At 73.3% G+C, this 12,008-nt stretch carries 11 protein-coding genes; 5 read left to right on the top strand and 6 right to left on the bottom strand.

Annotation, left to right across the window (positions count from 1 at the left end; all coding sequences use genetic code 11):
• Positions 1-49 precede the first annotated feature (49 nt).
• Complete coding sequence (locus AB0D66_RS25560; protein WP_362307888.1) at positions 50-3,388, bottom strand: BTAD domain-containing putative transcriptional regulator; 3,339 nt, start codon at positions 3,386-3,388, stop codon at positions 50-52.
• Between the two features lie 73 nt (positions 3,389-3,461).
• Here AB0D66_RS25560 and AB0D66_RS25555 point away from each other — a divergent pair, with 73 nt between their 5' ends.
• Positions 3,462-4,262, top strand: a complete 801-nt coding sequence (locus AB0D66_RS25555) for a site-2 protease family protein (protein ID WP_362307885.1) — start codon at positions 3,462-3,464, stop codon at positions 4,260-4,262.
• A gap of 11 nt (positions 4,263-4,273) precedes the next feature.
• Here AB0D66_RS25555 and AB0D66_RS25550 read toward each other — a convergent pair whose 3' ends face one another.
• The gene (locus AB0D66_RS25550; protein ID WP_069920079.1) at positions 4,274-4,456 is read right to left on the bottom strand and encodes a hypothetical protein; all 183 of its coding nucleotides are present in this window, start codon (positions 4,454-4,456) and stop codon (positions 4,274-4,276) included.
• Between the two features lie 240 nt (positions 4,457-4,696).
• Here AB0D66_RS25550 and AB0D66_RS25545 point away from each other — a divergent pair, with 240 nt between their 5' ends.
• Entirely contained in the window at positions 4,697-6,721 is a 2,025-nt protein-coding gene (locus AB0D66_RS25545) for a TerD family protein (protein WP_362307881.1), read from the top strand.
• Positions 6,722-6,784: 63 nt separating this feature from the next.
• Here the strand turns inward: AB0D66_RS25545 and npdG are convergent, their stop codons facing one another.
• Positions 6,785-7,501, bottom strand: a complete 717-nt coding sequence (npdG, locus tag AB0D66_RS25540) for an NADPH-dependent F420 reductase (RefSeq protein WP_362307878.1) — start codon at positions 7,499-7,501, stop codon at positions 6,785-6,787.
• Between the two features lie 110 nt (positions 7,502-7,611).
• Here npdG and AB0D66_RS25535 point away from each other — a divergent pair, with 110 nt between their 5' ends.
• Positions 7,612-8,349 carry a hypothetical protein gene (locus AB0D66_RS25535; protein ID WP_362307875.1) on the top strand — a complete coding sequence of 246 codons (738 nt, stop codon included), beginning with the start codon at positions 7,612-7,614 and terminating at the stop codon, positions 8,347-8,349.
• Positions 8,350-8,359: 10 nt separating this feature from the next.
• On the opposite strand, the gene AB0D66_RS25530 is transcribed toward AB0D66_RS25535, so the two are convergent.
• On the bottom strand, positions 8,360-8,605 hold the full coding sequence (locus tag AB0D66_RS25530) for a hypothetical protein (protein WP_362307872.1): 246 nt from the start codon (positions 8,603-8,605) through the stop codon (positions 8,360-8,362).
• An 81-nt stretch (positions 8,606-8,686) separates the two neighbouring features.
• Here AB0D66_RS25530 and map point away from each other — a divergent pair, with 81 nt between their 5' ends.
• Complete coding sequence (map, locus tag AB0D66_RS25525) at positions 8,687-9,544, top strand: type I methionyl aminopeptidase (RefSeq protein ID WP_362307869.1); 858 nt, start codon at positions 8,687-8,689, stop codon at positions 9,542-9,544.
• Between the two features lie 118 nt (positions 9,545-9,662).
• Positions 9,663-10,310: a biliverdin-producing heme oxygenase gene (locus tag AB0D66_RS25520; RefSeq protein ID WP_362307866.1), complete on the top strand. Its 648-nt coding sequence runs from the start codon at positions 9,663-9,665 to the stop codon at positions 10,308-10,310.
• A gap of 87 nt (positions 10,311-10,397) precedes the next feature.
• Here AB0D66_RS25520 and AB0D66_RS25515 read toward each other — a convergent pair whose 3' ends face one another.
• Both AB0D66_RS25515 and AB0D66_RS25510 read right to left on the bottom strand, forming a co-directional pair.
• Positions 10,398-11,078 carry a PhzF family phenazine biosynthesis protein gene (locus AB0D66_RS25515; RefSeq protein WP_362307863.1) on the bottom strand — a complete coding sequence of 227 codons (681 nt, stop codon included), beginning with the start codon at positions 11,076-11,078 and terminating at the stop codon, positions 10,398-10,400.
• 19 nt (positions 11,079-11,097) lie between these two features.
• Entirely contained in the window at positions 11,098-11,796 is a 699-nt protein-coding gene (locus AB0D66_RS25510; RefSeq protein WP_362308037.1) for an HtaA domain-containing protein, read from the bottom strand.
• Between the last annotated feature and the right edge of the window lie 212 nt (positions 11,797-12,008).

The raw sequence follows: 12,008 nt of genomic DNA, 5'->3' as shown, positions 1-12,008 counted from the left end.
CCGGTCCGTTCCGGATCGCGTCCCGGGCGGGCTCCGGCCGGGGGCCGGGTCAGATGAGGGCGGTGGCCTCCTCCAGGGTGAGGCCGCCGCCCTCGGCGTACGCCGCCTCGTACGCGGCCTCGCCGAGCGCCGCCCGCGCCAGCTCCTGCGCGCGGGCGCGATCCTCGCGTTCCGTGGTGACGGGGAAGTGCCCGGGCGGCAGCAGCGACCGGTAGGCGCCGAGCAGCCGGGCGCCGTCGTACTCCCGGCGCGGGTCGCCGAGCGAGACCAGGGAGAGCGCCGCGGTCACCAGGTAGACCGCCGGAAGCTGCGGGGCGACCATCCGGGCGAGCGGGTCCCGCACGCTCTCCATCGCCCGGCGCAGCAGGCCGAGCGCCTCCTCGTGGGCGCCCTCCCGGTTCGCCAGCCACGCCTCCGTGCCGAGCAGGAAGCCGTCGAAGACGGCGAACGCGCCGAAGGCGAACTCCTCCCGCAGCGTCTGGAGCTGGGCGCGGGCCTCCGGGATCCGGCCGGTGCGGCCCATGATGCCCGCCAGGAACATCCGGGCGGCGGGCATGGCCTCGTTGCCGTACTGCCGTGCCGTGGCGGTGACCTCGGTGAGGATCTCCTCGGCCTCCTCCATCCGGCCGGTCTCGCTGAGGGTCCCGGCCATCCGCACGCGCAGCACCGTCACCTGCGCCTTGGCGCCCAGGCGTTCGGCGTACGCGATGGCCTCTCGGAAGTCCCGGGCGGCCAGGGCGTACTCGCCGCGCTTCTCCAGGGACTCGGCGCGGGCGGAGAGCGCCTCGGCGCAGCCCCAGGCGTCGCCGAGCCCGCGGAACAGGGCCAGGCTCTCGTCGGCGTCGCGGGAGGCGTCGCCGGCCCAGTCGGCCCGGTTGGCGAGGATGTTGGCCCGCAGCTGGAGGGCGGAGGCCAGCTCCCAGCGGTAGCCGAGCTCGCGGGCGGTGTCGACGGTCGCGTCGATGACCAGCTGGAGCCTTCCGGCGTCGCCCGCGATCATGACGGCGTAGATCCAGAGGGAGGCGGGGGTCCGGCAGGTCTGCGGGAGTCCGGGACGGTAGGCGGCGATGATCCCGTCGACCTGGGCACGGACCTCCGGGCTGTTCCAGCCGGTCTTGCTCTGGTCTCGGGAGGCCAGCCGGACCAGGTGGAGGGCGCGCCAGGCCTCGTCGAGGACCTCGCCGGAGTAGGGCGGGGGCGTGTCGACGAGCCGTTCGTACACGGGCTGCGCCGCTGCCACGGGAGCGGCGAAGGGGTCGGGGCCGAGGGCGGCGGCCGCGTCTGACCAGTGCCGGGACTCGGCGCGCAGGTCGTGCATGTGCCAGTACCAGCCCAGCGCGTGGATGAGGCAGAGCACTTCGTCGGCGTCGTGGGCCGCGACGGCCCGGCGCAGGGCGGTACGGACGTTCTCGTACTCGGTGGCGAGCCGGTCGGCGGCCGCCCGCTGGCCGTGGCCGCGCAGCAGCGGCTCGCTGGTGCGGGCCAGCTCGCGGTAGTGGACCAGGTGGCGGCGCTCGGTCTCCTCCCGGTCGCGGCCGGCCGCGGCCAGGCGCTCGGCGGCGTACTCGCCGACCGTCTCCAGCAGGCGGTAGCGCATGCCGGAGCCGTCGGGGCCGGGGGCGGCCACGACGAGGGACTTGTCGACGAGGGAGCCGAGCGTCCCGGCGACGTCGAGGGCGCCCCCGGCGCACACGGTCTCGGCGGCGGCGAGGTCGCAGCCGCCCGCGAAGACGGACAGCCGGCGCAGGACGGTGCGCTCGGGCTCCTCCAGCAGGTCCCAGGACCAGTCGACGACGGCGCGCAGGGTCTGCTGCCGGGGCAGCAGGGTCCGGCTGCCGCTGGTCAGGAGCCGGAACCGGTCGTCGAGGCGGTCGGCGATCTGGCGCGGGGTGAGCAGCCGCAGGCGGGCCGCGGCCAGTTCGATGGCCAGCGGCAGCCCGTCGAGGCGGCGGCAGATCTCGGCGCAGGCGGCCGGGTCCTGGGACACGGTGAATCCGGCCCGGGCGGCGGCGCCGCGGTCGGCGAGGAGCCGCAGCGCGACCGGGTCGGGCAGCGGCTCCACCGGGCGCAGCGTCTCCCCGGGCACGCCGAGGGGTTCGCGGCTGGTGGCCAGGATCCGGATGCCGGGGCAGTGCACGAGCAGCCGCTCGGCGAGTTCGGCGGCCGCCTCGACGACGTGCTCGCAATTGTCGAGCAGCAGCAGGAGCCGCCGCCGTGCGCAGTGCTCGGCGAGCCGGTCGAGGGGGTCGTCCCCGCTGCGGTCGGTCAGCGCCCGCAGCTCCTCGGCGGCGGCGCCGCGCAGCTTGGTCTCCCGCGCCCCGAGCGCGGCGAGCACGGCCTCGGCGACATCCTCGGGGTCGTCCACGGGGGCGAGCTCCACGAGCCACACCCCGTCGGGCCAGCCGTCCGGGTCCTGGGCCTCGGCGGCCTCCTGGGAGAGCCGGGTCTTGCCCGCCCCGCCGGGCCCGAGCAGGGTGACGAGCCGGGCGCGGGCGAGGTCCTCGCCGATGACGCGGATGTCCTCCTCGCGTCCGACGAAGGTGGTCAGCCGGGCCCGCAGGTTGCCCTGCGCGGGCTGCCGGTCGGGCTGCGCCGGGGGCCGGCCGGTCTGTTCCGGGGCCCGGGGCTGGGGGCGCGCACCCGGCCGGGGGGCGGGGCCGGGGCCCGGTGCGGGGTTCAGGAGCTCGGCGTGCAGGGCGCGCAGGGCGGGGCCCGGGTCCGTGCCCAGGCGGGCGGCCAGGTCCCGGCGGACGGAGTCGTACGCCTCCAGGGCCTCCGCCGGGCGGTGCGCGTCGCGCAGCGCCCGGATCCGCAGCACCTGCAGGGACTCGTCCAGCGGCTGCTGCGCGCACAGCGCGGTCAGCTCCGGCAGCACCTGCTCCGCCCCGCCCAGGGCGAGGGCCGCGGCGAGCCGGCCCCGGTGCGCGTCCCTCCGTACGGCGTCCCAGCGCGCGGACTCCGCGGCCGGGTCGGGGAGGTCGGCCAGGGCGGGGCCGCGCCACAGGGCGAGCGCCTCCTCGTACAGGGCGCCGGCCTTGGCCGGGTCCCCGTACTCCAGGGCCTCGGCGCCGGACCGGGCCAGCTGCTCGAAGCGGTACAGGTCGACGTCCTCGCGGGCGGCGGCCAGCAGGTAGCCGCCCTCGGCGGAGCGCACCGCCTCGTGGCCCAGCGCCCGCCGCAGCCGGGCGACCAGCGCCTGGAGGGCGGCCGGCGCGTCGGCCGGCCGGTCGCCGTCCCACACCTCGGCGACGAGCAGGTGCACCGGCACCGCCCGGCCGGGCCGCAGCGCGAGCGCGGTCAGCAGCGCCCGCAGGCGCGCTCCGCCGACGGCGACGGGGGTCCCGTCGTCGCGCATGGCCTGGGTCGTACCGAGAATCGCGTAACGCACCGGCCCATTGTCCCCGGACCGGCGCCCGGCCCCGACCTTATTTCCGTGCGGCAACCGGGATAGGTTTCGCGGCATGGGTCATCAGGGCAGCCGCGGCGAGCGGCGGATCAGTTCCGTATTCCTCGGCATCGCGGCCGTCATGGCGGTCACCGGCTGGGCCGTGTGGACCGGCTACTCGACGAGCACCGGGCTCGCCGTGTTCCTGTTCGTGACCTCGGCGTGGGTGGTCTCCCTGTGCCTGCACGAGTACGCGCACGCCCGCACCGCCCTGCACGGCGGGGACCTCTCGGTGGGCGCCAAGGGCTATCTGACGCTGAACCCGCTCAAGTACACGCACGCGCTGCTCAGCATCGTCCTGCCGGTGCTCTTCGTGATCCTGGGCGGCCTGGGCCTGCCCGGCGGAGCGGTGTACATCGAGCGCGACCGCATCCGGGGCCGCTGGAAGCACAGCCTGATCTCGGCGGCGGGCCCGCTGGCCAACGTCGCCTTCGCCGTGGTGTGCACGGCCCCGTTCTGGCTGGACGCCCTGGACGGGGTCCCGCCCGCCTTCCGCTACGCGCTGGCCTTCCTGGCCCTGCTCCAGGTCTCGGCGGCGATCTTGAACTTCCTGCCGGTGCCGGGCCTCGACGGCTACGGGGTGATCGAGCCGTGGCTCTCGCACCGGATCCGCCGCGAGGTGGCGCCGCTGGCGCCGTTCGGCCTGATCGCGGTGTTCGCGCTGCTGTGGATCCCGGAGGTCAACGCGTTCTTCTTCGACGTGGTGCGCGGCATCCTGTCCGGCCTGGGCGTGTCGGACCTGGAGACCTACTGCGGCCGCGACCTCTACCGCTTCTGGCAGGAGGGCAACGGCCTCTGCGAGGTCCCGCGGGACTAGCGGCCGCGGTCCTAGGAGGCGCGCGCCGCCTTCTCGGCCTTCGCCTTGCGGATGTAGTACCAGGCCATGTTGGACGTGAGACCGGCCAGCAGCACCCAGACGATCCCTATGAAGCTGCCCTCCACGAAGGCGACGACGGCCGCGGCCACGGCAAGGACGCAGACGACAACGGCGAAGACGGCAAGGCGGGGCATGGAAAGAGCTCCTCGAAAAACACTGAACGGGGCCGAGCCCCACCAGTGTCCCCCATGCCCCGCAGTGTTCCCGTAAGGAGGGCCGGGATCCCATCCCGCCGAGTTTCTTCGTCTACCTGATCCGCTGTGCCGGGCGGCGCTACGGTTCGCCGGGTACGCGCCTTGTCTGGCGCGCGAGAGAACGAACAGCCCGGCCTGCTCGGCCCGCGAAGGACGACGCCGGGCAGGTGGGGGGAAGACATGCAGGAGATCCCAAAGGGCGCGAACGTCAGCCTGACCGCTCTCAGCGAGGACGCCGGTTCGGTCGTCGTGAGCCTGGGCTGGACCAGCGCATCCGGAGCCGGCGATGCCGACGTCTCCGTAATGCTGTTGGACGGCAACGGCAAGATCCGCAGCGAGAACGACTTCTACTTCTACAACAACCCGGCAGCCGCCGACGGAAGCGTGCAGCTGCTCGGCAAGACACCGACCGACAGTGGTGACGAAGACCGCATCAGCGTGGACCTGACCGCCGTCCCCGAGGACGTCGAGCGGATCGTGGTGGCCGCCAGCCAATACGGCGGCGCCCGGTTCGGGGACCTGGACGACCTGCGGATGACCGTCGCCGACCGGTCGGGCGAACCGCTCGTCCAATTCTCCATCGAGGACGCGGGCATGGAGACTGCCTTCATCTTCGGCGAGCTGTACCGGCGTGGCGATGAGTGGAAGTTCCGAGCGGTCGGACAGGGGTACGAGACCGGCCTGGCCGGACTGGCCACGGACTTCGGCATCGACGTCCTCGAGGATGCCGACGAACCCCCGGCATCCGAGGCCGCAGAACCGCCCGCGCCCGGCACCGAAGCCCCTACCGTGCCGGCTCTCCTCGGTGACAAGCCCCAGCCCGAGCCGACCGCACCGGCGCCCGCGGAGCCGACCGCCGCTGCCGTGCCCGCCCAATCGCGCGGCCGCAGCCCCCGCACGACGCGGAAGAAGGTCACCCTGCCCAAGGTGGCCAAGAAGTCGCTCGCCGAGAACGACACCTGGCGGACAGCGCGGCTGTTCCCGGTTCCGTCCCTGAAGAACGACAAAGAACGCGAGGTGCGGGCGACATCGGTCCTGCTCTCCGTCATGGCCCAGGTCCCTGAGCTGGGCCGCCGCCTCACCGCGGCGTTCGGCGCCCCGGCCGGCCGCATGCAGACCTTCACCGAGGTGCCCCTGCCCCACGGCGACGCGCCGAAGCGACCCGACGGCGTCATCCGGGTGGAACGCGCGGGCAAACTGTGGACGGCACTCGTCGAGACGAAGACGAACGGCAATCCGCTCAAAGCCGAGCAGGTCCAGCAGTACATGGACATCGCGGCCCGCCGCGGGTACGAGGCCGTGATCACGCTCTCCAACGACGTCGCCCTCGAAGGCGCCGCCATGGTCGACGTCAAGATCGACGGCCGGCGCAAGCACAAGGTCAGCCTGTGGCACCTCTCGTGGGCCGAGGTGACGCACCAGGCGCAGATGCTGATCCATCACGAGGGTGTGGACAACGCCGCGCACGCCTGGCTCCTCCAAGAGCTCCTGGAGTACCTCCAGCACGACAACTCGGGATGCCACGGATTCCAGAACATGGGACCCGCGTGGGTTCCGGTGCGCAACGGCATCGAGGACGAGACCATCAGCCTCGGAGATGCCCGCGCCGTCGACGTGGTGGGGAGCTGGGAGCGGCTGATCCGCCAGGTCTGCCTGCGCCTCGGCGGGGAGCTCGGGCAGAAGGCGCTGCCCGTACAACGAGCCCGGCGCGCCAGTGACCCTCAGGCCCGGCGGATCGCCGCAGCCGACAAGCTGTGCGCGGACGGCAGGCTCTCCGCGGAACTGCGCATCGACGGAACCAGCTCCGTCATCGCGGTCGTCGCGGATCTCCGTACGGGCAAGGTGCGCACGTCCGTCGACGTCCCGGCCCCGGCGGGTGCGTCCCCGCTGACCACCGCGAAGCGGCTGGTGCGGCTGCTCGCCGAGGCACCGGCCGACCTGCACGTGCAGAGCCTCGTGGAGGGCCAGAACGGGCCGCGCGGCACCCTGGAACGGCTGCGGCCCGAGCCGGGCGACCTGCTGCCCAGGGACGGCGCCCCGCTCATGGGGTTCCGACTGTCGCTGATCAAGGGGATGGGCAACAGCCGAGGCAACACGGAGTCCGGCTTCATCCGCAGCGTCGACGACGCCGTCGGCCGCTTCTACCTCGGCGTGGTGGCCCACCTGGGCGCCATGGAGGCAGCCCGCCCCGGCCGCCGGGGCTGAGGCCCGCTTGTCTGCCCCGCGACCCGGCACCACCGCCGAATCGCGGGGCAGACCCCGGCGCCGTCAGACGTCCGTGATGCGCAGGCCCGCGTGGGCCTTGTAGCGGCGGTTGGTCGAGATGAGGTTCGCCACCAGGGACTCCACCTGGTGGGCGTTGCGCAGCCGGCCGGCGAAGACGCCGCGCATGCCCGGGATGCGGCCGGCGAGGGCCTGGACCAGGTCGGTGTCCGCGCGGGACTCGCCCAGCACCATCACGTCGGTGTCGATCTCGTCGATCGACTCGTCCTGGAGGAGGACCGCCGAGAGGTGGTGGAAGGCCGCGGTGACACGGGAGTCCGGGAGCAGGGCGGCGGCCTGCTGGGCGGCGCTGCCCTCCTCGACCCGCAGGGCGTAGGCGCCCTGCTTGTCGAAGCCGAGCGGGTTGACGCAGTCCACGACGAGCTTGCCCGCGAGGTCCTCGCGGAGCGCTTCGAGGGTCTTGGCGTGGCCCTCCCACGGCACGGCGATGATCACGATGTCGCTGCGGCGCGCGCACTCGGCGTTGTCCGCGCCCTCCACGCCGAGGCCCAGCTCTTCGGCGGCGGTGTGCGCGCGGTCGGCGGCCCGGGAGCCGATGATCACCTTCTGGCCGGCCCGGGCGAGCCGGTAGGCCAGGCCGCGGCCCTGGTCGCCGGTGCCGCCGAGGACGCCGACGACGAGGCCGGAGACGTCCGGAAGGTCCCACGGGTCCTTGGCGGGCGCCTTGGCCGGGGGCTGCTGCGTGCTGTCTGTGGAGGTCATGGGGGCGAGGGTACTGCCGAGTACCCCAGAGGAGGAGGGGAGGGAGGACGGCGGCGGGGAGGAGCGGGGAAGTGGTCACGCTTGTCCGGTTCATGGTGCAGGATGCCGCTATGGATGCCGTGAGAGTCGCGCTGCTGCGCGAGGTCCTCGCCGGTACGCAGTGGCCCGGCGCCGCGCGCCGCTTCGCGGCCTCGCTGCGGCGCTCGGTCGTGCCGGCCGGTGGGAACCTGCTGCTCGTGGGGACCGAGCGGTACGAGCCCTGGCACCTGGCGGCGCACCTGGTGGACGAGGCCGCCTGGTCGGGGCTGCCGGAGCTGGCGCCCACCCTCGTGCGCCACCGGGTGCGGCCCGGGGAGCCGCCGCACCTGTCGGTGGGGCTGGGCAGGCTGGCGGCGGCCCGGCGCGGGCACACGCTGCTGGTGGTGGCTCCCGGGGAGCCGGGCGAGGGGCTGCTGGAGCGCGTCCACGACGCCCGGCGCGCGGGGGCGACCGTACTGTCCCTGGACGGCGGGGATCCGGAGCTGGCCGCGCTGGCGCACGACGCGCTCTCGGTGCCGGGCAGGCTCTCGATGCCCGACGCGCTCTCGGCGCCGGGCGGGCCCTCGGCGCCCGGCGAGCTCTCGGCGCCGGGCAGGCCCTCGGCGCCCGGCAGGCCCCCGGCGCCCGGGGGCTCCGCGGCCGGGGCGCCCGCCGCGGAGCCGGGCATGGATCTGGACACCGTGCAGCACCTGGTCAGCGCGGCGGCCGGGGAGAACAGCCTGCCGGCGCAGCGCGGGCCGCGCCGGTTCCGGGACCGGCTGGCGCGGCTGGCCGATCAGCTGACCGCGCCGCCGCCCAGCCGCTGGTAGCGGCCCGTCCTCAGGTCGCCGTGCCCTCGCTGCCGCCGCCCTCCTCCCGGGACTTGTCGTTCCACTTGGGGTCGTTCTGCCATTCGAGGTTGCGTTCCTGCGCCGTCTCCATGGCGTGGGTCGCCTCCTCCGGGGTCCCGTACGGACCGAAGCGGTCCTTGGCGGGGCACTCGGGGCCTTCCTCGACCTTGTGGTGGACCAGGCAGTAGTACCATTCGCCCGGTTTGCCCACCTGGCGCTTCTTGAACAGGGCCATCGCTGTCGGGCTCCTCTCGATACCGCCGCTAGCGCTCTCTGCCGCCACTCTGCCCCATCACCGCTGGATACACTCGCTTGCATGTCTGGCCAGTCGCTGCTCGTTCCAGGCGAGCTCTCTCCCGTCCGTTCCGTTCCCGGAAACATCCGCCGTCCCGAGTACGTGGGCAAGCCCGCACCCACCCCGTACACCGGACCGGAGGTGCAGTCGGCCGAGACCATCGAGGCCATGCGCATCGCCGGCCGGATCGCCGCCCAGGCGATGGAGGAGGCCGCCAAGCTGATCGCGCCGGGGGTGACCACCGACGAGCTGGACCGGGTCGCGCACGCGTACATGTGCGACCACGGCGCCTACCCGTCGACGCTGGGCTACCGGGGGTTCCCCAAGTCGCTGTGCTCCTCGGTGAACGAGGTCATCTGCCACGGGATCCCGGACTCCACCGTGCTGCGCGACGGCGACATCGTGAACCTCGACGTGACCGCGTACATCGGCGGGGTCCACGGCGACAACAACGCCACGTACCTGTGCGGCGAGGTGGACGAGGAGTCGCGGCTGCTGGTGGAGCGCACCCGGGAGGCCCTGAACCGGGCGATCAAGTCCGTCAAGCCGGGCCGCCAGATCAACATCATCGGCCGGGTCATCGAGTCCTACGCGAAGCGCTTCGGCTACGGCGTGGTCCGGGACTTCACCGGCCACGGCATCAACTCGTCGTTCCACTCCGGCCTGATCATCCCCCACTACGACAGCCCGCACGCCACCACCGTCATCGAGCCCGGGATGACGTTCACCATCGAGCCGATGCTGACCCTGGGCACCCACGAGTACGACATGTGGGCGGACGGCTGGACGGTCGTCACCAAGGACCGCAAGCGGACGGCACAGTTCGAGCACACGCTGGTCGTGACGGACAGCGGGGCGGAGATCCTGACGCTCCCGTAGCCGGTTCTTTTTTTACCGACAAGACGTCGGGAACACATTGACTTAGGCATACCTAAGTAGGAAGATCGGACGTGGCGGGCATGCCGCCACGTCTTCTTCCTCTTCCTGGAGGTCCGTCTTGGACGCCTTCTCTACGGTCATCCGCGTCGCCTCGCACGAGCAGCACACCGAAGCAGAGACGTCTACCTTCATGAGCGACCTGCTCGGCGGGCGCCTCGGCGTGGACGCGTACACGCGCTACACCGAGCAGCTGTGGTTCGTGTACCGGGCCCTGGAGGACGCCGCCGAGTCTCTCGAGGAGGACCCGGTCGCCGGTCCGTTCATCCAGCCCGAGCTGATGCGCGTGGCCGAGATCGAGCGCGATCTCGCTCACCTGCTGGGCCCGGACTGGCGCGAGAGCGTGGTGGCGCTGCCGGCGACCGAGGCCTACGCCGCCCGGGTGGCCCAGTGCGCGGCCGAGTGGCCCGGCGGCTACGTCGCCCACCACTACACCCGCTACCTGGGCGACCTCTCCGGCGGCCAGATCATCCGCGACAAGGCGGAGCGCACCTGGGGCTTCGAGCGCAAGGGCGACGGGGTCCGCTTCTACGTCTTCGCGGACATCTCCAACCCGGCCGCCTTCAAGCGGACCTACCGCGAACTGCTGGACGCCATAGCGGCGGACGACCTGGAGAAGCAGCGCATCGTCGACGAGTGCAAGCGCGCCTTCGACTTCAACGGCGCGGTCTTCCGCGAGCTGGGCGAGCAGTTCCGGCTCAGCGCGTAGCCGTCCCCGCGGGGAGCGCGGCGTGAAGAGGGCCGGACCGGTGCGAGCGCACCGGTCCGGCCCTCTTCGCACGCCCCCGACCCGCGGTCAGCCGCGGGACGGGGCCGACGGTGCGGTGCGGGCGAAGCGGACGCGCCCGCCGATCTCGACGCTGCCGTCGGGATGGGGGGCGGTGAGGATCTGGGAGCCCTCGCCCTGAGTGATGTTCAGCGCGCGGTTCAGCTGGGCCGTCAGCAGGATCGCGGCCGAGCCGGTGGCCTCGTCCTCGGCGATGACTCCGTCGGCACGCCGCGGGAAGCCCCGAGCGCGCACCCGTCCGGCGGCCTCGTCCTCCCAGGCCCACGCGTACAGCCAGCCCTCGCCCGGCGGCGGGGCGGGCAGCGCCTCGACCTCGGCGACCGATCCGTACTGCTCGGTGCGCTTGCCCTCGACCCACTCGGGGCGGGCCGAGATCCAGGTGAACTCACCGTCGTCACGGGCCCATACGGGGCCGGCCGGCGGCTGGAGCTCCTCGATGTCCAGCAGCCAGGCGAGCCCGACCAGCGGGTGCCCGGCGAAGGACATCCGTGTGCCGGGGGTGCGGATGTCGACGACCCCGCGCTCGGGGTCGTCGACGAACACCGTCTCGCTGTAGCCGAGTTCGGCGGCCAGGGCCTGCCGCGACGCGTCGTCGGGGCAGGCCCGGCCGTCACGTACGACACCGAGCAGGTTGCCGTGCCGGCCGTCGCCCGCGCAGAAGACCTTCAACACGTCGAGTTGATCGTTCACGCGGGCATTCAAACACGGCTCAGCGCTCGGCCGCGCGCCGCCTGCGGGCGAGGAAGACCGCGCCCGCACCGGCCGCGATCACGGCGCCGGAGGTGGCGAGCAGGGCCCCGGCGGGGATCTCGGCGCCGGTGGCGGCGAGGCTGCCGCCGACGGTGGCCGCGGCGGCTCCCGTACCGCCGGTGCCGCCGGTGCCCCCGGTGGTGCCGGTGGCGCCGGTGGCGCCGCTCGGGAGGGTGGCGTCCTTGTCCACCGCCACGGAGAGGGCGAGCGGGTCGATGGCGTCCCCGGCCTTGTACATGGAGCCGGTGGTGTCGTTGGCGAAGGAGGCGGCGCCCTCGGCGGTGAAAGCCGCCGGGACCGCGTTCAGGGCCAGGACCCCGTCCTTGGTCTTGTAGTCCGTCTTCGACAGGTCGAGCGTGGCGAAGGGGACGGCCGTCTTGCTGCCGGAGGCGTTCTTGACGTCCACGTAGAGGGTGCCGCTCTTGCCTGCGGCGGTGACGCGGGGGTTGGCGAAGGTCATGTCGATGCCGTGGGCCGCGTACTGGAAGCGGAGGCTGCCCTCGAAGGAGGCGTTCAGCGTCTGCTTCTTCGCGTCGAGCTCGCCCTTGCCGAGGGCGAAGTCGAAGAGGTCGCCGTTCTTGGCGGCGCCGCCTGCGGGGGTGATCGAGCCCGCGCCGAGGACGTACCTGCGGAAGGACTCCTTCACGCCCCACGTCAGCTTGGCGCTGAGGATCTTCTGCGGGCCGTCGGCCGGCGCCGTGGGCTTCTCGGTGGGGGTCGCCGACTTCGTCGGGGTCGGGGTCGGGGTGGGGGTCGGCGGCGGCTTTGGGCGGGGGGGGGGGGGGGGCCGGGGGGGGGGATCGAAAAAAAAAAAAACCGGGTGAGGGGGGGCCCCCCGAGTTACAAAAAAGGCACCAAACCCACCGCGCC

This window comes from Streptomyces sp. NPDC048270 (genome assembly GCF_040652335.1).
In the GTDB taxonomy this organism is placed as follows: domain Bacteria; phylum Actinomycetota; class Actinomycetes; order Streptomycetales; family Streptomycetaceae; genus Streptomyces.
This window is presented reverse-complemented; position numbering and strand designations above follow the sequence as displayed.